The organism is Dyadobacter sp. CY261 (assembly GCF_021440085.1).
GTDB lineage: Bacteria > Bacteroidota > Bacteroidia > Cytophagales > Spirosomataceae > Dyadobacter.
In genome coordinates this window covers 1,157,793-1,180,936 of the sequence record NZ_JAKCPW010000001.1, presented here as the reverse complement: position 1 = coordinate 1,180,936, position 23,144 = coordinate 1,157,793, and the positions used below count along the sequence as shown (strand labels likewise).

Sequence of the window (23,144 nt, the reverse complement as noted above, 5' to 3'; positions counted from 1 at the left end):
TTCGGTAACCTACCGCGTCTCCCGAATTAGGTTGACCTGAGCATCTCGGCGAATCGGGTCTTGTTCAAGTTAGATAGCGAGGTGATACTGTAGCATTGCCCAAAATGTAAGCTTCCCAGAATCTGATCAGGCCAATTGGCGGTCAGAAAGAGTTTTTCGGAGAATACTACCCGACTGCTATTTGCCTGCCTTGATTTTTATTGAGATCAGGCCCTCAACGTTTAGCATTGCTTCCCCGTCTAAATGAGATCTGACAATAGGAGGTTCAGTACCAAAAGACCCATTATGTGCAAAATAGTCTGACATGAGCCTACCTGCCAAATTTGGGTCTGTAAATACAACAACGCGTTTAACTCTGGGAGCCAAGTCATTGTCAACCAAGAAGGAGATTGATAACTTATTCTCGCCGTAGGTGTGCGCTGACTTTAAAAGCTTGTCATTGCTTACAGGGTTGTTTTCCTTGTCTAATAAGATGACTTTGGGAAAGAAGAATGTCGGTCACCAAAAGGATATACTGAGGTTGAAATTTCGGTTGCTAGCGTGGACAATCCCGCATATCACTTGACGTATCGCGGATACGAGGCCTTTAAAGAAGTGAAACAGCTTAATGACTGTTGCAGCGCGAAGGCTGGAGCGAAGACCAGATATGATTTTAGAGTCTATAAATGAATGTTCTACAGCGAACAAAAAATAATTTTCGCGGTTGGTGTGAGCCAAAAGTATGGGTAATTCCCCGGCATTTTTTGCAAGGTGCAGGCTCGAAATTCCCTCCGGAATTCGCTGGCTAGTGTTTCGCAAAACAGATGCTCGGTGCCCGCCGACCGGACTAGGAATTGACAAACGCTCATAGGTCCAAACTGGATTTAAGCTTTACGAATTCCCTGCGATCGTACCCATCCACAAACTCGTTGGCATAAACTATCCTAAGCAGGTCTGCATAATACCTGGTAAATAAAATTCTGTCATTTGTCAAAGTGTATAGCTGTTCAATTCTGGATTTCGTCATTTTAATCGGCACCAGGCTAAAATATAATGAACTCACCAGGCTTTGCTGCCGGAGCTCCTTGCTGCGGTCGCTGAGATTAAACGAGAGTGAAATCTTGTTCTTAATAATTTTTGGGTACATGCAGCTCTTTCCGGCGATTGTTTTGCCCTCTTGCAAAACCGCTGGCTCCTGCTTCTTGTTTTCTGTCAGCGATATGACGACGCCATGGTCGGGTTCGGATCCGTGGTGTTGACCGATCGCTATCTTCAGATTTGGAGACAACTTGCTAAGTTCAGACGAAGCTTCGGCGATAGAAGCTGAATCCTGGCGGCTAAATGCCCCAAACAGGAAGACATTAACTTCCTTGGGATGTTTTAGCAAGAGATCGCCGGAAAATATCTCGTCAAGATCCTTCGCTATCTGCGGATTCACCGGAAAATTCCGAAGGTATTTTTGAAGCTTTTCATTGGAATTGACCGGATAGAGGCTATCGGCAAAGTCCATTTCAAAAGACAACCGCGAATAGTCAGGTAAAATCGCCGGTTCGTATAAAAGCCTTAGGACATTCTTATCCAAATCGGTAAAGCGCTTTTGTGGATTGGAATTCTGAAAGAACAGGCTGGATGGGTAACTGTAACTATCACCGAATATACCAAGCGCTTGAACAATCTCTTCCAGCACCACTTTTTTGCGTAATGCCGCAGTTGTGTCATTAGGACTAAAGTAAATTCCGATCCGGGCATTAATAAGTCTGCCTTCATAGCTTTCGGGCTTAGCAAATCCGAAACTGCTACTGATGTCTACCCCCATCACATCCAAATTTCCAACGCCGAGAAATGACGCTACTTCCTTCACGTTTCCGAAAAAAATCTGTATCGCTCCGCTATCAGGGGTTTGGGCAAGCCGGCATTTCAGCGGCAAGCCAAGCGTATTGATTTCGGCAATCGCCTCTCGGACGAACGTCGTATCCGCAGCCGATGCACGCCCCTTGATAACGATAGTGGGATCATTCGTCCATTTCCAAAGGTTTTCGTTATTGCCTTTACCAAAATCTTCATGAAAAACGGTCTCATAAAAGTAATTGACCGTGCGTGCATCATATTTTTGCTTTAAGGCCGCAAGGTCCTGTTCCTGAATTGTAGTCTTGTCACGACTGCACGACATAATTGCTAATAGAGCCACGATAAACATCCGAACGTCAGGCAAAAAATAATTTAATTTACAATGCATAATTCTAATATAAATTGGCATAGCAACCTCATATCTAAAAAACCTTGTTTGAAAATTTCTCCGACTGGAATGTATTCTTTCCCAACATGTACCTCACTTTTTGATTGTTTTCAGTTTATTAATGTGATTCTCCTAAGTTGATCTTTGGTCGGACAATTGCAAACGCCAAAAATAACTTGGAAATCAATTTGACCGTCGCACGCGCAGAGCCAGCAATTCGTCTAAAAGATCCGCGGTCTCCGGAATCGAAGGTCGCATAGCATTTGCCGATTTTATTTTACCCTGATCGTCAATCAAAAGGTAATGCGGAATCCCAGTGATGCGGTAAAAGTCGGCAACTGAAGGCTCATTTCTGTCTATAATCACATGCATGCCATTCAGTCTGTCCTTCCTAGCCAGAAATCCTTTCCATTTTTCAACATCCTTATCAAAGGATACAAACAGAAACACAATGCCATCATTGTCCTTGAAGCGCTCAATCAGTTTTTTTGAATGAGGAAATTCTTCAATGCAAGGCCCGCACCAGGTTGCCCAGAAATCAACATAAACCACCTTCCCCTTCAACGCTGAAAATTGAAACGGCTTCCCATCTTCCGTAAAGCCCTTGAAATCCTTTGCCGGCTCACCTTCGCTTAGTGCTTTCGATTCGGCAAATTGCTTCCGTAGCGCTGGTGCAAAAACCGATCGCGGAAAACGCCTCATAAATTGATCGAATAATTTGGTGGCAGACGGTGTGACAGCACTTAACCGCAAGCAATGATAGAGATTTTTAGCAAGCATCAACTCAGACAGAGGTTCGGGAAAATCCGCGTTAGTAATAACCTGCGCACATTGCAGCCCGACAGTTCCATCGTCATAGTCGCTACCGGTCTCATCCAGATGGAATTCAACCGGCTTCCAGAGGTGATGCAATAATTCGGAGTTGATCAAATCAATGTAAAAGTAGAATCGTGAATTCACACGTTCCGGAGAAACTGCAAGGGCATTAAAAAAATCGGGAGCAAATCCATTGGCCTTGTTCCCCGTTTTTCGCCAATGAGTATACGTCTCTTCCGTTTCCACCACTCGGAACGATCTGATCAACCATTGGCTGAAACTTTGCATATAAAATAAAAGAATCTCTTTATGAGCATTAACTAGCTCCTTGTCTGCTTTAACGAGATCTTCGAAATGTCCGACGGCCAAACGAATTCCTTGGAAAAAAGCGGGTCTTTCGCCTTCCCGAAGTTGATGGCTTCCGGTGCGCTTCTGATCAGCCAAAGCCAGCAGACTGTCGCTAATGATTCGAAATTCCGCCAGGTAAGTATAAAAACGTCCACTACTCCCTTTGACCTGCATCGTTTTACCAACATATTGTATGTTCGTTTTTTTGCCCGCAAAAATGTAAATAAGCCTATAATCAGCGCTATCGACCCCAATCGTCAGAAAACGGTCACCGGGTATATCAAAGAAGAGGGTTGCCTCCCCATCCGAATCAAACCGTCCGTTGGCAACCTCCAAATTTTTAGGTTCCAGCAGATCGAAAGATAATATTTCGACTACTTTGCCCTTACAGTCACCGCATTCGATCTCAACGGTTGTCACATCCGATCGATTCCTGCATGTGCACATACCTAGCAATAGCACAATAAGAACTACATACCAAATCAAGGCTCTGAATTTAGCCAGTCTGTAAACATATTGTAAATGACTACCCATTAGCTGTTTTATAAAAATCATTGCATTCTCACACCAATGAACCGGAATGTGCGTCGTGATCGGTCTAAAAAATGATAGCTGCCCGTCATTTCCAATGTATCATCTTTGCAGCGTCCGGTCGCATTAACCCTCAAATCACTGCCGTCCCGGATGTCCAAAACGCTAAAATCGGAGGGGCGACTTTTGTCTACCGTCAATTTAGCTGCCACGCTATCGAAACCGGTAATTGTCCCATCCACATTTTCATGGGAGATTTCGAAGCTGGCGGGTTCTGTGAATGGCTCCTGCTTGGAAGCCGGGAAATCACTTGGGTAAAAATTCCCGGAGATCGTGCCGTTGTAGCGGCCGGAGATATTAGGTTTTTCGGGATCTGGTGTTCTCTTTTGACAAGCAAGGGCAATGGTGAAAATCAATATCAAAAGTTTCGTTTTCATGGCGTTTATAGTTTGGCTATCAGGGCTTTTCCGATTGATATCTTATTTTAATGATCAGCTAAATTTAATAAGTAACCGTTAATAATTTGTTTACTGTATCCATATTTTAAAATCAGTGTTAGATTGCAGTTATGGACGACCTGATCGCTAATCAAGGCCGGGTAACAACAATCCGACAATTCAGATACACATTCACAGGTGCCAAAGCCACATTTTCATAATTACCATTGGGCTATACTTTGGATTTTTGTCCTTGAACAAAAAATCAGGATGACATGAATCGAAGTATATTAATATTGTTGATAGCATTTCTAGATCTGATGGGAACGGCAACTACCGCCCAAACACTTATAGTAGATCCAACAAACAACCGTTTTCTCATCAATGAGCCAAGCCGGAAACCCAGGCTGGACATCATTGTCCGAAGCCTCTCCGAGGCTGAAAAGAAAGAAATAGCGACAGTCGCTGTAATGGATACCGTAACCAGGCCGGTATCCAGCCAGGTAAGAGAGGGCTATCATCATGTGAGACTGGGCCGCATGGCGGAACAAACAATGCTCATTGTCCGCGATGCCGAGCAGCTTGCTGATGGATTCTTTTTCAAGGTGGATGGTAAACGAGTAAGTCGTTATGAGGCAAATAGCCAGATCGCATCGTACCAGCTTGGAAAGTTGCGCTGCGCTGCCGGCCCGACATTACCTTTTGGCAAAAACACTGTAACCGTCTCTCTTCACACGTCCAGCGGACAAACTTTAGGCGAGCTGCGGATTACACTGGTCTATCCCAAACCGGAACTGTTTTATATCTATGTTAATACGGACGTACGCTTGTCCGATACGACAAAACTACGCCGGCTATTCCATTTTTTTGTTCGCAACAAACCAACCTACTCGGCTCCGAACGCGGTACCTGACAGTCTTTCCATCGCCGAACACACCATGTTCTTCGGTTTCAAGAAAGCCTATTACGATGGAAAGATCCAAGACACCCGCATTCTCTACCGTGTCGGCACAGACAAACCCTGGATCGGGACCGTCAAAGAAATGGAGCCTTTTGTCGAACTGGAACAGAAAACCGAAAACTGGACGTGGCTGCCTGATGGCCGCTATGATTTACAATTTGCTTACACAAGGTCTAGCCCTGATTATGGAACGTACCCTTTCACCGTCGATCATCACTGGCTCAATAGCCTGGCCTATAATAGCCAGTTGTTGATGTTTATCCCAATGGCGATACTGGTACGCCCGTGGCTGACGGCACTGGTCTTGTGCTTGATTGTCTACTTTTGGTTCAGGGCGAGGCTGCGCAAGAGCCGGAACATGGCCAGAAAGGCCAATCTGGAACTTCAAGCAATTCAATCACAATTGAACCCGCATTTCGTCTTCAACGCGCTCGGCTCTTTGCAAGGGCTTATTAACAAACACGACATCGACCGGGCGAATACTTACCTTTCAGGTTTCAGCAAATTGATGAGAAATACGCTTCATCATTCGGGAACAGAAATGGTGCCGCTGACTACCGAAATAGCAAATATGGAAAACTACATTAAACTTGAACAATTAAGATTTGACTTTAAATACCAGATCAGGATAGATCCTCAAATAGCAAATCTGCAAGTTGAAGTACCCACATTGCTCATTCAGCCTGTTGTGGAGAACGCGGTCAAACACGGGATATCCAGGCTTGGAACGAACGGCATACTAACGCTTGATTTTGCAACCACCAAGTCAGACATTATCATTACAGTTCAGGACAACGGCAGCGGGTACGACCAATCTGTCGGCACCGGCGGAAAAGGCCTTACACTGACCCGGGAACGGATCAAACTGCTGAATAAAGGAGGTTATACCATTGACATGAAAGCCTTTTCTGACAAAACAGGCACGACGGTTGTCTTCAATCTCAAAAAATGGATATGATACGTGCCGTAATCATTGATGACGAAGCAAATAACATAGACAACCTCAAAGCATTGCTGCTCAGGCATTGCCCACAGGTAAAAATAGAAGGTCATGCATTCGATGCAGACGCTGGCAGGGAAGTGATTAACTCGGTACAACCGGATTTGGTTTTTCTGGATATTCAAATGCCGGGAAAAACTGGTTTCGACCTACTTAAATCAATTCCAAAACTGGCTTTCGAAATCATTTTTGTCACCGGATTCGACCAATACGGCATCCAGGCAATCCGTTTTTCGGCGATCGACTATTTGCTCAAACCCATCGATCCGCAGGACCTGCAAACCGCCGTCGCGCGGGCTGCCGATAAAATCAATGAAAGACAGCAGAATACGCAAATACAGAACCTTGTACAACTCCTCTTAAACTCCCAGCAAAAGTCCGAGCACAGGATTGGGTTATCCTCTGCCAAAGAAACGAGGTTTGTTAAAACCAGCGAAATTGTACGATGCCAGGCAGAGAACAATTACACCATCTTTTTCCTGCAAAGCGGCGAGCAGATACTGGTTTCCAAGCCCATGTTTGAGTACGACGAAATACTGGCCGACTATGGTTTTATCCGTCCGCATAACTCGCATCTGGTCAACAAGACCTATGTTAAAAGCCTGATCAAGGAGGACAGCGGCTATTTGCTGATGCAGGATGGCACCAAAGTTCCTGTGTCGCGGATGAAGAAGGATCTTATCAGGAAAGCACTTTCAAAATAATAGACCTACCCGCCGCGTAAACTCTTTAACGGATCAAGCAATGCCACTTTAATAGCCTGAAAGCCTACGGTTAAGAGCTTTATAACCACAGCACTAAGGATCCCCGATATGAAATCCGCCACGCCAATTCTGCCTGTAGGCATATTTTTGCAGCTAATCAATTAGCAGATAGGAAGAACGAGGTATGGCAAGTACCGACGCGATGGTAACAAGAGTGATAAAAGTCCCTAAGAGTAATGCCCATACGCGCGCTACCTGTGCGCCTAAGCGTCGAGAACAAAACGATCAACGACGAAATCCTCATCTGCACGGTTTCCGAGATTGGGAAAGTGAAGCAGGCCGTGATCGGGGTCAAAGGAGCGGTGCACTACCTCGAAGGAGCAGCGGATTCAACCAACACCCAGGGCAAATTTGACAAACTGTTCGGAGAAATTTCCGATCTGGCAGCACGAGCTTTGATTTAGTTTGGGAAATTTACAATATCTACTTTTCCCGAACATACGTCGATGTTCCTCCCCCACAACTTTGCACGAGCAGAATGTCGGGCGCAGACATATTTATCCTCATTTCCGGGCATGATCCGCAAAGAACGAAAGGACAAATTGAAGGCTCGATGGGAGCGGTTGGCTGGGGAACGAATTCTCTTTCTTTAAAGAAATATTTTAAAGGAGGGCAGCATGGAAGTCTTCCATACCCATCGACGATCACACCGTCGGCTCGTATTACCATTAACAGGGATCTACCTTGTCCGGTTGTATCGGGTACCGTCGTGCTTCCATCCGTCCCCTTGTAAGAAGTCAATCGCCACTCGCCGACAATAGGCTGAATATCGGCCAATGCCAGGGGGCTATCCTTTTTGCACTGGACAAAAGCAATCAAAGTCAAAAAGAAGAGCAATACCTTATTCATAGTTTCCTGATTTTCTTAGACTAAGATGCGAATTTAGATTCGATCGTTGTAACCGAACTAACAATTTGCAGAGTCTTTCGAGTCGTTTCGGTGCCGACAACGGAGCTACCGCGACCGGTACCAATTTTCTTTAATTTGAAGATAGAAGGGTTGGCAAATGAGCTAAAGCGATGCATTTCATCTAGTAACCTGCTTGTTTCAAATTGGTTAACCTCCCCTTAAAGTTTATAAAGCAGAGAAAAAGGAGGTAGACATACGGTCTACTCCTGCGAATGAAAGCCGACAAGGATTGGAGTGATAGAGGCTTTGTACATTTGTGGTATCTACGTCATGATGATTCAGCGAAGTTCCCTATATAAACATAAAAACTGACTGCAATATGCTTCAAAACCGTGTAGACCCTTACGGACAACTGATCTGTACCGCTGCGCGGGGACGTTGGACGGGGAATCGCGGCGTAATTCACAATGACCACAAAGAAATAATACGAGCATTTAGTGTAAGGCCGTGGATCACCTGTCTACTTCAGTTTAAGGGGCGTCACCGTGTCGTTATGACTCCAAACCGCTGGACAGAACTGTTCTTCTTGGATGAAGCTACCGCATTTTCCGCAGGGCACCGGCCATGCGCCGAGTGTCGAAGAGACGATTTCAACCGGTTTAAACGGTATTGGACGGAAGGAAATCCGCAGCATGGTTTTGACCTCAAAACACCTATTGCCCAAATAGACCAAGTCTTGCATCAAGAGAGGATCAACGGTAAAACCAAAGTAACGTTTCAGATAGAGTTCGATAAGTTGCCGGACGGTGTGTTCATCAGTCACGGCAGCCAACCCTATCTGAAAATGGCCGACAAGCTTCATTTGTGGACACCCTTTGGTTACGAAACTACAAGTCTTTTTTTGGTTGGCTATGTAGAAGTATTGACCCCACCTTCTTTGGTAAGTACCATTGCAGCTGGTTACGATCCGCAGATAGCGCTACCTTAACGAATCGATCTGAGACTGACGGTAAATACAAATCGGACAAACTCAACTACCGTTACTTTTCACAGTGCCAATAATATATCCGCCTTATTTGATTTTTTGGATCGTAATGTGTCACATTGAGTCTCAATTTATCATCCCCGAGAGCCCAAGTATATACGGTATATGTACCTGACTCCTGGTCCCCAAGTACCAATACCCAGGCACCAATCCCTGCATCTTTAAGGTTACTTTCAACGCTATCGACTTCCTGTTCGGTAATGAAAGACGGGTCGTCACTTTCATTCGGTAGGAACACAAAGTTTTTGCGCATAGGATCGGCTTGGGAGCATACTACTGCTGCGAGCCTTGTTAGGTAAGCTATTGTCTGAGGGCTTGGGTTGTCTTGTTTTCGACATGAAATACTCACAACCAGAAGCGGAACTAATACGGCAGATAGTACGTGTTTCAAGGGGCCTAAAAAGGGTTTGATGCTACTCGAAATTACTAAAATTTGTTCGAAGTCCACTGCTAACGCACAGTTGTGGGATTCGAGCTTCATCTTGTCGTCAAACACCCGTGTCCATTATGTGAGACAAACATCACCAAACCAGTTGCGTGTAATGAACGCCTCGCCTCCAGGCGATCAAATCTAAAGTGAAATCCCGGAATAAAGTTTTAACTTTGATAATGACGTTAGATAATCAAAATCTATCAAAACAAGCTAAAAGAATCGGTTACCGTTTCGGTTACCTATTTTGAAGGGAATTACAAATAATTGATATACAAGCGTTTTCAAGATTCAAATTGTTCCCAGCGGGATCACAGAAGGCACACGAAAGTGTGCCTTTTTTGTTTAAAATGCATTGATAATCAGCACATTTTACAAAAAGGCAGGTCAGTCTGAATCATAATGAACCAATCCATTCGGTCACCTGTTGGATTGGGTAAATTAGGTGACCGAATCAGATGTTTGATTGAGGCGGTTTTGATTTAAGGTTCTCCACGGACACAATTACCAACCTTAAAATGTGCGAGCATGAAGTTCAAACAAAATCTGTCATTGCTATTCTGGCTCTACCGGGGCAAAGCCTCCAAAGACGGAAAAGCACCCATCTATGTCAGGATTACCATCGACGGCACTGACACCGACATTTCCCTTGGCAAAAAGATCCATCCCGACTTCTGGAATAGCGATGCCAAGCTGGTGACGGTAACCACGGCAGAAGCCAAAATGATCAACCTGAAAATCGTTCAGGTACAAGCCGAGATCGAAAAGCACTTTTTGGTGCTGCAATCGCAGTTTAATCACGTCACTCCTGTGATGCTGAAAAATGCCTACCTGGGCTTGCCGTTGTCTCATTCCAAAGCAGAGCCAGAAAAGGCTGTAAGGCCAAGCCAAACGCTATTGGATGCCTTCGATGAATTCATCGCGATTTTCGAAAAGAAAGCCAAGAAAGGAATCCGCTCAGAAGGAACTCTCCGGCACTGGCGGTCCACCAAACGGAAGGTAGAGGCGTTCATCCGGTTTCGATATCAGCGGAAGGACATTGAAATGACTGAGATCGACCAGTGCTTTGCCGAAGAGTTTTACGACTATCTGACGCTTCACCTGGATGAACCGCTTTCTGAGGTCACTGCCAAAAAGCTGGTGAAATGGACACGGCAAATCGTCAAAACAAGCGTCAAGAAGAAAGTCATTGCTTCCAATCCACTAGAAGGTTTTGTTTGCTCGGGTGGCAATAAGGAAGTGATGCCGTTAGAGCTATTTGAAGTGGAAGCGATCCATAAAAAGCAGATCGATATCGCCCGGATCTGCGAAGTGCGCGACGCGTTCATTTTCCAGTGCTTTACGGGTTTTGCCTATCAGGATATGTACAACCTCTCTCCCGATAATATCGTGAAAGTCGGCCGAACTGGTGAAAAGTGGCTTATTAAGGACAGAGGCAAGACCGAGGTGACAGAAATGGTGCCGATCCTTCCGGTTGTCCAAGAACTGATCGACAAATACAAAAGCCATCCTTATTGCAAGGTCAACAACCGATTGATCCCTGTCAACAGCAATTTCCGGTACAATGTCTACCTGAAAGAGCTTGCAGTGATCTGCGGAATCAAAAGGCCGCTTAACACGCACCTTGCGCGGCATACGTTTGCGGACATGATGCTCAACAATGGCGTGCCGCTGGAAGACGTCGGCAAAATGCTTGGGCATCGCAATATCCGCACGACTCAACGCTACGCCAGAGTTAGGAAACAGCGGATCAGTGACCATATGGCGTTGGTAAAGCAGAAGCTATTTACAAATTCGGGGAAGCTTAGGCCCATAGTAGCCTAACGATAAAGCCGCTGGTAAAGACGCCAGTGGCTTTATTTTTTGAAAGTGCATGTTCTCTGTTAAGATTACTGCGCTCTTTATCAACAGTAGGTTCGGGTATTGATACGAGTTCACTGAAAAGCCGGGCGAATATTAATGTTGGTCAATTTGCTGCATCATTGGATCGTCCTAAGGCCTAAACAGGTTATCATCACAAACGCGCGAAAGTTTACAGCTTTCACCTACATTATTGGTTTTATTTCCAGTTTTTCGGCTTCCTTAAAGCGCATAGCCCATTGTCTTGTATACTGATCTCATCGAGCGGCCGCCTTAAAATCATATTTTCCCAACATTTCCTTCGCTTCTTTATTGTCAGCGTTGATTACTAGTACTTTTTTTAGATATAGTTTTGCATTTTCAAAATCTTTCAAGGCGTAATACCCCTTGGCGAGGATCAGATAGGTCCGCTCGTAACTCCAATGAATCTCGTCAATAGTTTCAGTGCGTAGACTGGCGTAATGAAGCAAGAAATCGATACCATCCTTAATTTTGTAATTGTTGTCGATGGCGTATTTCCCAGCATGAAAATAAGCATCGATATTTTGCGCTCCCGACTCTCCTTTGATTTCGGCTAGTTGGAGACCCTTCAGTAGATAAGCCCAGCCTTCCTCAGGCTCCTTCTCAAATATTTTTGTAGCTATATTCAGGTAACAATCCCCCAATGCAAAAATCTGCCAGTCTGCCTTGCCGGTAGACGTTTCGATTGATTTGATTGTTCGCTGGTAATATTCCATCGCTTTCCCTTTTAGACCCGCAGAAGCCAGATGGTCTCCGAGATTGCGGATATCCGAAGCCCTTGCTTTTTCGGAACCGAAGTATTCCGCAATTTCTAGAAGTGCGGTTGTGTCTTTGTCCCGAAGTGCCATCTGCGCATACGGACCATACCAGCGGTTTCCTTTTTCTGCTAGTATACCATACGTTTTTTCAATGTACTTCTGATTTTCTGTGAAATTCGTCCAAGCATCTTTGGCCCCCCCCGCCGTCATGCTGGGATTGTACCGGAGATAAATATGTTCCAAAGCTGGTTGAATGGCAAGCGTCAGAATGTTGGCGTGATCGCCTCCAGGAATACTGTCGTATTTGAAAAAGAAGTGATTACTGTCAAGTGCGCTTACCTTCTTTTCTACTTCCCTTACATATGTGTGGCGTCTTTGCAAATCATGTTCGCCGACGGCTGCGTAATAAAAAGTGTTCCGATGGTAGTAAAATCCAACCAGTTTTTTATCAATTACGAAAGGCGACGGTTCACTATAATTTGCCCCTGTTTTCTCCGCGGCAAGCAGAATATATCCGTTAAAAATATCTGGTTCATTTTGAAAGAGGTAGTTGGCGTAACTGGCACTATAGGAATGCCCAAGATAGGTTTTGAAAAAGGAGGTATGGTATTTTTCCTTAACGTTCGGAATGATCTCGTTTCTTAAACAAGACGTTAAGTTTTTTCCTGTATTGGTCAAAAGTCCAGTTTCATAAATTAGCCCGATCCTGTCCATGTCGGCCAGAATGGTCACAACGATCGTATTGGGTATAAAATAGTTAGCTGTTTTAAAATAACGCAATTGTGATGCAATGTAAGGGCCATCGACCATACCATATTTGAAGGTATACAATACGGGGCAAGTCTGACTTTTGTCCCAGTTTTCGGGGACTGTTACATGATAGCGGACTGTATCCTTCAAAAATGTTGAGTATACTTTTTCCTGGATATCACGCTGCGCTATGCAAGATATTGGAAAGGCCAATGCAAGCAGAAAAACGGAAAGCTTCATTTTGAGCACATCACTGTTTAATGTTTGAAAATCTACTGCGAAAAGTTGGAAATCTACTGATATCGATGAAGACGTTCTCGTAAAACCGCACGAAAATTAAGGTTTTTACCGAGCGGTCGCCGCTAGTAGCTTATTTAGAGATAGTTTGAGCTTTTGGTAATCTTGGAAGGCCTTTGACAAGAATTACTCCGCCTGCGACAAAATAAGGATGAAGTTGATTTTCCCCTCGTTACCAAAGGCAGAAATCGAACGGTATCCGTGATATTGGTCCCAGCGTTTGGTGCCGCTCTTGTTGTCAAATGTCGGAGTTGCAACTGGTAAATCTAGAAGTCCCAAAATCACCTCATCATCAAAATCATAGTTCTCAAGATGATTTAGTGTTATGCGATCAGACTTTCCATTGATGAATATAACTTCCACACTGTCTGACTTATAGCTCATTTTTGGACAGTCTACACACCCTGCTCGCGCATCTTTCCAGATACCCATTTTTGTTCCCGTGCCATAGATCTTTGAAACCTCCTTTTCTTTCTTGCCAGATAGTTCAGACAATTTATACACAGCCTTGATATTGCTGGTAGCAGCATCCTGCTGTTTCTCACCAGAACACGCGGCAAGTATACCTAAGGAAAGGCCGATTTGTAATACTCTAAGTGGTATTGTCATTGAAAATATGTGGTGAAATTGTACGATACTCAAACTAATTACGTCCCCAACCTAAGAACTCTCGTGGAAGCTAATTTTTGAAGCACATAAGATGTAAAAGTGCTCGAGCGCAACATTGCCAGCGTCTCTAGTCGCGAGCTGATGTCGAAATTACAAAATCTACGTACGGACACAAAGCAATATTCATTGATAATCCGGCAAAAATGGTCTAGCAAAATTGCGATGATGATCGGAATTGATTGAAAATCAACAGCGATCACTAGTATACAAAGTCTGCGGATTACCTAACACGCACCTGCTCTTCTATTCCAAATCCATTGCCAGGCCAGGCGCTTCCAATCGTGAATAACTTCTCCACTCGGAGAGCGCCAATACCTCCGTGAATAATGGGCAAAAAATTCACTTGCCGCTTCGATACTCTTCTTGCATTGAAGAAAGTAAATTTCCACGTATTCTCGCTCGGGAGGGATATCACGTCCAAGTCCGGAAGTTTGATACCTTCTCATATATTTCCGGCCAAGGTTGGCATTTTGGCCTTTTGGATCATTGTCTCGATGTCGTTCATGTCGTAGTAAATTATTCCGCCCAATCTCACAAATGCGAGCTGACGACTGGCTCTGAGGGCAAGCAACTTGCCCGGTGAAATGTTCAGTAATTTTCTCACCTCATACGATTTAAGCCATTTCTTTGCAGTATCTGGTGAAAAGTGCTCGGGAACAACATGGCCAGCTCCTCTAGTCACGAGCCGATGCCGAAATTATAAAATCTATGTACGGACACAAAGTAATATCCATTGATGATCCAGCAAAATGGTCTAGCAAATTGCGATAATGACCAGAATTGATTGAAAATCAACAGCGATCATCATTAAGCAAAATCTGCGGATAACCAATATGTGCCTACTCTTCCTTTATTCCAAATCCATTGCCATGCCAAGCGCTTCCAGTCTTGAATAACTTCTCCGTTCGGAGAGCGCCAAAACCGGCGTGAGTAATGCTGATAGAATTCACAGGCCGCCTCTTTGCTCTTCTTACATTGAAGAAAGTAAATCTCCACGTATACCGGCCTGGGAGGGACGTCACATCCTCGACCGGAAGTTTGATATGCGGTATTCATGCCTCTCCAATCAATGTTGGCGTTCTAGCTTTTTGAATCATAGCTTCAATGTCTTCCCTGTCGTAATAGATTACTCCTCCCAATCTTACAAATGCGAGTTGACGGTTAGCTGAGGGCTAGCAACTTACCGGGCGAGACGTTAAGTAGCTTTCTAACCTCAGACCTTTTCCTCACTTAAGCGTGTTTTTGGATCTGCTGGAGCTGGAAATGCCTGGCATCACATAGTCGAGAAACACGCAGGCAATATCTCTAAATTCGGAGCAGAGGCAATTCATAATACCAAGAACCTAATTCGTTTGGAGCATGGAGCTGGCTCAATTCACGCAAAGGTAACGGGGTACCACAATTCGATCTTGCCAGGAACTAGCATGAGGGTTAGAGATTATCTGAAAACACTTAGCTTTGAGCAGCAGTATCAATATGGGATTGAACTATTAAAACGTTTTGGTTGGAAACCATGATAAAAAGAGACGAAATTAGACAAAAGTTTGAAGTTGAGGCTTTGGAACATGGGAAGGCAATTTCTACTGGAGATCACAAGAAGGCAAATAAGCTCCATAAGAAGCTAACCGGATTGTATGCGCAGGCTAAAGGTGCAAATGAACTCGGCGTGTTTGCAGAGATGCTGGACCATAGTGAGGAGAATGTAAGACTTTGGGCGGCTACATTCTCGTTGGCTTACGCACCAGAAATCGCCGAACCTGTTTTACAAAATTTAACTAACCTTTCGACAATTACGGGGCTGACTGCTAAAACCACTCTCCACCTATGGAAGCAGGGAATGCTGAATTTACTATAGGGAATTTGTTGAGTAATTGCGGCGGACGACTGCCTTGTTCTGGAGTTCAGATATTCATTATGTTAGATTATGCGGTCATATATCGAAAACAACTATAGTCTGTTTTGCGAGGACCACAGAACGTCTCCAGCTGCAATGTATGACCGCTCTTTGCCCTGCAAATGCGAAGTTTTGTAAGTCAACGTCAATCGTATATCGTCGATTAAAGGAAGACACCTAATTGATAATCTGTGGAAAGTGCTGTAACTTTGCATCGGAGGACATTCGAAGTAAGAACGAAATTGACCCATTCCATTCGGTCCCCAATTCAGTCACCTATTCGATTCGTTCGAATAAAATACCTGACAATCAACTACTTTCGTCGATATTTTGCGATTCCAGCGGGATCACTTGAAGAAATAACAAAGAGCATCAAAAGCCTGCAAATCAACAGATTAGCAGGCTTTTTCTTTTCCGGAGTATGCCAAAAGGTTCAGTTTTCTACAAATTTTTGGTGAGTAATTCGGTGAGTTAGACAATCTGCAAATTTTACTCACCAAAATCGCTACAACTCATTGTATAGCAACCTGTTTACCACGTAAACATCTTGTGCTGTAACGGCTTGCAAGACTACTTTTGTTCAACTTTTTAACCTGAAAAAGGTATGAAAACAAAGATCAGTCTGCTTTTCTATTTGAAGAAGCCGAAAAACTATCAAAAAGGGCCGGTGCCGATTTACTTGCGGATTACTGTTGAAAGTAGGAGAGCTGAATTTACAACCGGAAGAGAATGCGAGCCCAGCCGGTGGAATGCGGTTGCAGGCAGAGTAACTGGCGCGAAAGAGGCCGTAAAATCTGTTAATGCCTATCTCGGCAACCTCGAACAGCAATTGTTAGATGCACAAGCTGCATTGGTTCGCGACAATGCTTTGATAACAGCGGAAACGATCAAAAATAAATTTCTAGGCATTGGCCCGAAGCAGCGTTTTCTAATGGCAGTGATCGCTGATCATAACGAGCGTATGAATGCATTGGTCGGGCAAGAATATGCTATCGGCACATTCAAACGCTACAAGGTACTTGAACGCCATACAGTGGTATTTTTGAAGCATAACTATAACACCACTGATATCGACATCAGCCGCATTGATTTCGCTTTCATTGCCGACTACGAGTTCTACCTACGCTCGGTTCGTAAGATGGGTAACAATGCGGTAGTGAAGCACATGAAAATGTTCCGCAAGATTGTCAATATCTGCCTGGGTAACGGCTGGATGAATCTTGACCCGTATTTGAACTTCAAGGGTAAGTTTTAAAAGGCTGACAAAGCCATTCTTACCAGAGCTGAGTTGGACTTAATGGCCAGTAAAGAATTTGCTAGTGATCGACTCACACAGGTGCGGGATACTTTTCTTTTTTGTTGTTTCACCGGCCTAGCCTACTCCGATGTCTAGAAGCTCGAAAAAGGTCAGATAGCCAGAGGAATTGACGGCGAGCAATGGATTTTCAGCCGGCGGACTAAAACGAATGTGAAGTCGCATATTCCTTTACTCCCCGAAGCGCTTCAAATTATTGGCAGATATAAAGACCATCCGCTTTGCGAATCTCGCGGCCTCGTGTTGCCTGTGCCGAGCAACCAAAAGATGAATGACTATCTGAAAGAAATTGCCATGATCTGCGGAATCGACAAGATTCTTACTTCACACGTTGCCAGGCATACGTTCGCGACAACCGTGACACTGCAAAATGGTGTGCCGATTGAAAGTGTTTCAAAAATGCTCGGGCATAAGAACATTCGTACTACGCAGATCTATGCTAAGATCTTGGATACGAAGGTCAGTGAAGATATGCAGGCTTTGAAAGGGCGGCTTTCCAAAAGATCTGGTACGGAAGGTTAGCGCAGCACCATCCCTCTCACGACCCGTCCTATTTGTGAGAGGGGATCACGAGAGAGAAGGTGAGAAGTAGGTATTCGAGATAACGCGCCACTAATCAATGGTATCAGACTTGATCCGGCAGGATATTCTGGGTGTTATCAATTTGATTCGGAAACCAATATTTGTCTAGAACCAGAAAAAGGCATTTACGAAATACACTTTTCAAGCAATTTGAAAGGACCTTGCTACATAGGTAACTGAATTACTTCATGCCTGGTCTAAACCGTTTTCTGGTTTTCACAAACCAGATTTTCTAGATTGAAATAGTAGTATTCCCACTTTCTAATTTTACAGTATCTCATTCAAACATATAACGGATTGCCTCTTAGTCGCAATCGGCCTGATGTCAGATTGTGTTACAATCTAATCTGGCCCACACGTTGCCAGGCATACGTTTGCGACAACCGTGACGCTGCAAAATGGTGTGCCGATTAAAAGTGTTTCTAAAATGCTTGGGCATACGAATATTCGTACGACCCAGATTTATGCGAAGATTCTTGATACAAAGGTTAGTGAGGATATGCACGCTTTGAAAGGGCGGCTTTCCAAAAGATCAGGCACTGAAGGTTAGCGCTGCACCTTCTCTCTCACGAACCCTCCTGTTTGTGAGAGGGGATCGCGAGAGAGAAGGTGAAATAACTGTGTTAATGAAATTGCGGAAATTCATTTGAACCTCAGTAATACACGAACTTTTGATACTCATACTCATCTTTTCCGAAAGACTGGGCTAGCTTCTTAAAATCATTATTCTTCCTATCGCTACCAAAATAACAAGAGATCCTTTCCAGACTCTTATTTTCGAGTACAGGGATGAGGTTTTCAGGATTTTGGTTTTGTGCCATTAAGTAAATGAATTCAATTAAGGCAGGCGCAGATTTCAATTCACTCAAGTCCATCAGACCTTTTAGATTTTCAAGGTAAATACGCCTCAGTTTTCCCAAGCTAGATATTGCAGGAAACACGGCGAGCTGCGGTAGTGATTGAATAAATAAGTTTTGCAACGATTTTAAGTCCGATAGAACTGACAGGTCTGAAAGTCCTCTAACTTGCCAAACTTCAAGGTATTTCAAATTGGGTAAAGATTTTAATGCATTTAAATCCTTTATACCTCCTAACTTAATATCAACGGACCATAAACGTTCCAGATTCTTTAGATATTCGATATCCTGGGTTGATATAGATCGTAATACGATTTTTTCGAGTTTTTTCAACTTCTTAATGGCCTCAATCCCCTTGCTCTGTCCTTCTAGGAACAGTTCGTTAAGTTCAGTGAACCGACCAATCGTCTCAATCCTTGGTTTTTTTGATCGAGTCTGATACAGAGAAAGCCGCTTCAATTGAGGATCGATGTTATCCAGGAACTCAAAGCTATCAAGTCCAAAAACGCCTACATGCAATCCATCTAAGTGCTGGATTCTCGTAACTACATCCATATTAGTGACCTCCATCAGACAATCTACCGAGAGCTCTCTTATCGATGGTATCTTTTCAATAAAGCTTAGATCACATCTCTCAGAATAGTGCCCATAGACTCTCAGGGCGATGTCTCGACGTTTGGAAAAAACGACTTGTTCCAGTAAGGCAATGGTTTTAGTATCAATCGGCTTGGAAAGCTGGATTACCGAAGTTTTCAGATCTTCTGCCAATTTAGACAATTCATTAGCGGTCACGCCCTTTGAAATTTCATAGCGACCAGTGGCTAGGTCTACCGTAGTTAAGCTCACAGACTTTCGTTACGTGAAGTAGTATCTCCTAAATATAGGGCTTTTCTTGAATACGTTCATGACGGAATGAATATCACTTTTCCTTCTCCATTCAGCGGCCAAGTGCGAATCCGGGAACTTCGGGATTGCCACTTACCCGCAATCGGCCAGATGTCAGATTGTGTCACAATCTAATCTGGCCCGCCCAAACGCTCCGGAGTCGCTGGCGGGAGAGTTTTGTAATATTTAGCTAGCCATAATTTGATAAGTCACTTTCTCTTAACGCCCATCAATCCAAACAACCAACAGCTACATAAAGATTTGCAGCGTTCGCTTGTCGAAGCCGTTTTTATGTCTTGTTGAGCGGAGCAACCGTAAGCTGCCCAGCTCAATAAAAATAGAAGAGAAATACCTTGTTTTTGAAAACCTTTCATATTGATATCTGTTAACTTTTTTATTTGTTTAATGAAAGCCTTTCGACGCCGATACTTGGCTTTGTTGCAGAAAACATATTGTTTTATTGTCAGGGCGTGAAAAACACATTATTTGTGCTTAACGATCCCAAAAAAAGCTCCGAATTTGGAATTGGTAACAATTTCTTTTCATTCTGGACCAAGACCAGGCGTAAGGAATACTTCTTCCCACGATTTAGCCATTTTTCATATTTTTTGAGACAAATTGCTACCGGAATACGAACCTCTCCTGATGCTGGTACTACAAAATCCTCCGTCTTGGAGAATTTGTATTTATATATAATAGGAGGCTGGCCGAACCATTCAATTCTTTTCTCATTTCTGTCATATAAATAGAAGAGCAGTGCCCCCTTTTTATAAACTTCCAAATTAGCAGAATCACCAAACATGCTTTCCGTCGCAACTATGGTCTCACTTTTGAAGAAAGCGCTAACAGAAGTCGAGTTGGTAAAAACCAAAGTAGCACTCAGATAACCTTTTTTATAGCATACCTCTGGATCAATCGACAAGGAAATCCCATTTTGAGCACTTGCTCTCGTAAAAAACAATAAGATGCAGCAAATAAGCAGTTGTTTCATATGGAATTTTATTTGGCAATAAATGGAAGAAGCTTTTTATAATAATCTACCATTCCTCTATAGTGGCCGACATTGGAATGCATAGTCTTTGCTGTATAAAAGGACCAATTATGAGCATCAACCTCCGATCTGAATGCTGCAAACGAATTGGCGTCAACTGAATGATTGACGTTATAAGCGTTGAACCATCTATAAATGTTTCCAACATAATAGTCCTTGGCATGAACAAGTTCGTGGCCGGTCGTCATATATAATTTAAACGCCTTAGAAAATCTATTAGGGGCGATCCAAATATCTGCTTGATACTACCAGTTGGAGTGGGCCTGGTTACGGCTTTCGTTAATCCCCCGGCATTAGTAGTGCAATACTCATAGGTAGTTGTACCCTCCGGCCCTACACGGGAGGTAATCTGTCCTAGCGAATTATAAAGCATTGTGTGAGCCTGCCCTTTACCGTTTAGTTGTCCGGTTAATTCTCCGAGTGCGTTGTAACTATAGGTAGTAGCTCCGGCATTGGCATCGTTAAGCTTTATTTGTCTGGCATATTGATCATATTCATTAGAAGTGTTCAGTACCCCATCCCACCACAATTTGGTGAGTGACGCGGTGAGTACAAGATCCGACCGAATACTCACCTAAATAGGACTCGCAATAATATTCTGTTAGCAGCCTTCGAACAGCTACGAAAAAGAATATATTAAGATAGCGGTACCCGCCACTACCGGCCAGGCGCTTTTTGATACCTGATCCGGCGTGCCCCGGAGAAAGGCCGAATAAGGGCTTCGGTGAGAGACTTGTAGGAATTGTTTTTGATCAGTTGGTGATATTCGCTTTTAAAGCGCTCCGTGCAGTAAATCCGCATTTAGAGAGAGAATAAGTGATTGGCAGAATCAACGAAATCTTTATCGGCTTGGCGGGTGATACATCAAGTAGGTTTCGCTTCAAATAGCCATTATTTTTCAACGAGATCGCAATCGGTAACCAAGCCGTCGGAGGTCAGATGGACGAGTATATAGGTGTCCGGCTGATTGGACTTCAATTGGTAAGTTACGATTTCGCTTACGTCGCTTTCATGGCGTTGAATTCCCCGGCCTGCGACGTTTTCTGAATGAATAAATGTTAATGATTTCAAAGTTTCCGGCTCTCGCATTCCTCCTGCAAAATCGCGTTTGGCGCCCAAAGTGAGGCCGGATGCTTCTTCTAATATTTTACCGCCTTTTACCATGGCCTGCAAAGCCGCCATGACTTTGGGTGTGCGTGACGGATCAGGATCGGCATTGGTTTTATCGGCATCGGCAAGCGGCCCAATACGTGGAACCTTTCGCTCATAGCCTTGGTCCTTGTCATTAAGCGTGAAGCCGGTCACATTTCCATTAGCGTCGGCAGTGAAGGTTACAGAAACATTCCGGTCGGTCGATGTAAACGTATTATTAGCGACAGGCACAAATTCTTCATCCACATAACCATCTTCCAGGGTAAAAAGTCGCTGATTATCAGCCTCAAAAGTGACCATTCGATTATTAAATAATTCATATCGACCTTCGAAAGCCTTTAACGTTTTGGAATCCACATCTACCGCAGCCGGTTTAGTCTTTACAGGAAATCCATCCCAGTGGTAATAATCAGCGATAAAATCGACAATCCTGCCCATCATGTGCGAGTTGTCATTCGCATTGATCATGATCACAATGCCTTGTCCTTTGTCCACACTAGCGGTAAGTAACGCATCAAAACCCCCGTCGCGCCCATTGTGACCGAAGCGGAGCGTAGTATTGTCACCCTGCAAAAACACACCCAATCCATCCCTGTTTTTCTGGTCTGTCAACATTTGGCGGGTCATGGACCGGGATAATACACTACCTGATTTTCCAGCATAAGCATTCTGAATACTGATCGCGAATCGGGCCAGATCGGACGGCGTAGTCCACAATCCCGCTGCTGCCATCTCAGGATAAATGTGCCAGCGACCTTCCACTAATCTCCGATTGTTGTAGTGACCGGTTGCCGTCATTTTTGCCAGTTCGGGAGGTAAGGGTTGTTGGTAGGTACTATTTTTCATACCCAGTGGCGAAAGCACATTATTTTTCATGAATTCCGGAAAAGCAGTTCCAGTCACATCCACCATCAGTTGTTGCATGACGGTATAACCGCCACCTGAATACCTCCAACGGGAGCCCGGAACAAAGTCTACGCGAACCGGTGGTGTATTGGCTGGGGCTGTCCCATCCAGAATCTGAACTACCGAAGGGATCTTCCCGCCCACAGCGTATCCCGGGAATCCGTGCACGGTAAGACCGGTAGTATGACTGAGTATCCCGCGCAGAGTGACCTTTTTGTCCTTTGTAAATTCATTATCTGGAACTTTCCAACTTTTAAGTTTTACGTTAACATCCTCATCCAGAGAAAGTTTATTCTGTTCAACAAGATACAGAGCACCCATAGCCGCAACCGATTTACTAACCGAGCCTGCCTGAAACAGCGTGTTCGTCGTGACCGGCACCTTTCCATCCTTATCAATAAATCCATATGACTGAGCTTTCAAGATTTTTCCGTCCTGAATGATAGCCAGGGACAAACCGGGAATACGCCGCTTCTGCATTTGAATCCGGATAAAGTCGTCCAGATCATCCGCCTGGACGTGAAATACAACAAATAGAAGGAAAAGAATCAGAAAGAGGCGTTGGTTTTTCATGGATGGTCTGGTCGGAAAGGTTCTTTTATTTCGTTTTTTGTTTTCAAGGATTTCAACCACTGCGGTGGCCGCCACAGCGGTGGGCCGCCACTGCGGTGGCCGCAAAGCTAGAAGTTTCTATCCCATCATCGGCTAATGACCTGTAAAAGAAGGTTAATGAAATGTAAAACCGCCTTTA

The 23,144-nt window shown here is 44.1% G+C and carries 19 protein-coding genes and 1 pseudogene; 9 read left to right on the top strand and 11 right to left on the bottom strand.

What is annotated here, in order from left to right; translation table 11 throughout:
- Positions 1 to 844: 844 nt before the first annotated feature.
- The 3 genes from LZD49_RS04720 to LZD49_RS04710 form a co-directional block, all read right to left on the bottom strand.
- A complete protein-coding gene (locus LZD49_RS04720; RefSeq protein WP_234666167.1) occupies positions 845 to 2,149 on the bottom strand; it encodes a DUF2927 domain-containing protein in 1,305 nt (434 codons plus the stop codon).
- A 249-nt stretch (positions 2,150 to 2,398) separates the two neighbouring features.
- Entirely contained in the window at positions 2,399 to 3,799 is a 1,401-nt protein-coding gene (locus tag LZD49_RS35775; protein ID WP_234666166.1) for a TlpA disulfide reductase family protein, read from the bottom strand.
- Between the two features lie 131 nt (positions 3,800 to 3,930).
- Positions 3,931 to 4,347, bottom strand: a complete 417-nt coding sequence (locus tag LZD49_RS04710; protein WP_234666165.1) for a hypothetical protein — start codon at positions 4,345 to 4,347, stop codon at positions 3,931 to 3,933.
- 275 nt (positions 4,348 to 4,622) lie between these two features.
- On the opposite strand from LZD49_RS04710, the gene LZD49_RS04705 reads away from it, so the two are divergent.
- From LZD49_RS04705 to LZD49_RS04695, 3 genes are all read left to right on the top strand, one after another.
- Positions 4,623 to 6,266 carry a sensor histidine kinase gene (locus LZD49_RS04705; protein WP_234666164.1) on the top strand — a complete coding sequence of 548 codons (1,644 nt, stop codon included), beginning with the start codon at positions 4,623 to 4,625 and terminating at the stop codon, positions 6,264 to 6,266.
- Positions 6,263 to 7,012, top strand: a complete 750-nt coding sequence (locus LZD49_RS04700) for a LytTR family DNA-binding domain-containing protein (RefSeq protein ID WP_234666163.1) — start codon at positions 6,263 to 6,265, stop codon at positions 7,010 to 7,012. Before LZD49_RS04705 ends, LZD49_RS04700 begins: the two co-directional genes overlap by 4 nt.
- Before the next feature lie 236 nt (positions 7,013 to 7,248).
- Positions 7,249 to 7,476 carry a hypothetical protein gene (locus tag LZD49_RS04695; RefSeq protein WP_234666162.1) on the top strand — a complete coding sequence of 76 codons (228 nt, stop codon included), beginning with the start codon at positions 7,249 to 7,251 and terminating at the stop codon, positions 7,474 to 7,476.
- 19 nt (positions 7,477 to 7,495) lie between these two features.
- Here LZD49_RS04695 and LZD49_RS04690 read toward each other — a convergent pair whose 3' ends face one another.
- Positions 7,496 to 7,921 (bottom strand): hypothetical protein, encoded by a 426-nt coding sequence (locus tag LZD49_RS04690; RefSeq protein WP_234666161.1) that lies wholly within the window; start codon positions 7,919 to 7,921, stop codon positions 7,496 to 7,498.
- A gap of 553 nt (positions 7,922 to 8,474) precedes the next feature.
- Between LZD49_RS04690 and LZD49_RS04685 the strand changes: the two genes are divergently transcribed.
- Positions 8,475 to 8,909, top strand: a complete 435-nt coding sequence (locus tag LZD49_RS04685; protein ID WP_234666160.1) for a hypothetical protein — start codon at positions 8,475 to 8,477, stop codon at positions 8,907 to 8,909.
- Positions 8,910 to 9,924: 1,015 nt separating this feature from the next.
- Positions 9,925 to 11,220 (top strand): site-specific integrase, encoded by a 1,296-nt coding sequence (locus LZD49_RS04680; protein ID WP_234666159.1) that lies wholly within the window; start codon positions 9,925 to 9,927, stop codon positions 11,218 to 11,220.
- Positions 11,221 to 11,513: 293 nt separating this feature from the next.
- Here the strand turns inward: LZD49_RS04680 and LZD49_RS04675 are convergent, their stop codons facing one another.
- The 4 genes from LZD49_RS04675 to LZD49_RS04660 form a co-directional block, all read right to left on the bottom strand.
- A complete protein-coding gene (locus LZD49_RS04675; protein WP_234666158.1) occupies positions 11,514 to 12,845 on the bottom strand; it encodes a hypothetical protein in 1,332 nt (443 codons plus the stop codon).
- A 363-nt stretch (positions 12,846 to 13,208) separates the two neighbouring features.
- Positions 13,209 to 13,691 carry a hypothetical protein gene (locus tag LZD49_RS04670; protein ID WP_234666157.1) on the bottom strand — a complete coding sequence of 161 codons (483 nt, stop codon included), beginning with the start codon at positions 13,689 to 13,691 and terminating at the stop codon, positions 13,209 to 13,211.
- Positions 13,692 to 13,975: 284 nt separating this feature from the next.
- On the bottom strand, positions 13,976 to 14,197 hold the full coding sequence (locus LZD49_RS04665; RefSeq protein ID WP_234666156.1) for a hypothetical protein: 222 nt from the start codon (positions 14,195 to 14,197) through the stop codon (positions 13,976 to 13,978).
- Positions 14,194 to 14,355, bottom strand: a complete 162-nt coding sequence (locus LZD49_RS04660) for a helix-turn-helix domain-containing protein (protein WP_234666155.1) — start codon at positions 14,353 to 14,355, stop codon at positions 14,194 to 14,196. The genes LZD49_RS04665 and LZD49_RS04660 overlap by 4 nt, the downstream gene beginning before the upstream one ends.
- Positions 14,356 to 15,264: 909 nt before the next feature.
- On the opposite strand from LZD49_RS04660, the gene LZD49_RS04655 reads away from it, so the two are divergent.
- From LZD49_RS04655 to LZD49_RS04640, 4 genes and pseudogenes are all read left to right on the top strand, one after another.
- Complete coding sequence (locus LZD49_RS04655) at positions 15,265 to 15,606, top strand: DUF2019 domain-containing protein (protein ID WP_234666154.1); 342 nt, start codon at positions 15,265 to 15,267, stop codon at positions 15,604 to 15,606.
- 643 nt (positions 15,607 to 16,249) lie between these two features.
- On the top strand, positions 16,250 to 16,900 hold the full coding sequence (locus LZD49_RS04650; RefSeq protein ID WP_234666153.1) for a phage integrase SAM-like domain and Arm DNA-binding domain-containing protein: 651 nt from the start codon (positions 16,250 to 16,252) through the stop codon (positions 16,898 to 16,900).
- Between the two features lie 156 nt (positions 16,901 to 17,056).
- A complete protein-coding gene (locus LZD49_RS04645) occupies positions 17,057 to 17,482 on the top strand; it encodes a site-specific integrase (RefSeq protein ID WP_310590473.1) in 426 nt (141 codons plus the stop codon).
- Positions 17,483 to 17,897: 415 nt separating this feature from the next.
- Positions 17,898 to 18,092 (top strand): annotated as a pseudogene (locus LZD49_RS04640) (tyrosine-type recombinase/integrase); the annotation flags it as partial.
- A 103-nt stretch (positions 18,093 to 18,195) separates the two neighbouring features.
- Here the strand turns inward: LZD49_RS04640 and LZD49_RS04635 are convergent.
- From LZD49_RS04635 to LZD49_RS04625, 3 genes are all read right to left on the bottom strand, one after another.
- Positions 18,196 to 19,245 carry a hypothetical protein gene (locus LZD49_RS04635; protein ID WP_234666151.1) on the bottom strand — a complete coding sequence of 350 codons (1,050 nt, stop codon included), beginning with the start codon at positions 19,243 to 19,245 and terminating at the stop codon, positions 18,196 to 18,198.
- A 502-nt stretch (positions 19,246 to 19,747) separates the two neighbouring features.
- Complete coding sequence (locus tag LZD49_RS04630) at positions 19,748 to 20,275, bottom strand: hypothetical protein (RefSeq protein ID WP_234666150.1); 528 nt, start codon at positions 20,273 to 20,275, stop codon at positions 19,748 to 19,750.
- Positions 20,276 to 21,226: 951 nt separating this feature from the next.
- Positions 21,227 to 22,966: a serine hydrolase gene (locus LZD49_RS04625; RefSeq protein WP_234666149.1), complete on the bottom strand. Its 1,740-nt coding sequence runs from the start codon at positions 22,964 to 22,966 to the stop codon at positions 21,227 to 21,229.
- Positions 22,967 to 23,144: the final 178 nt, after the last annotated feature.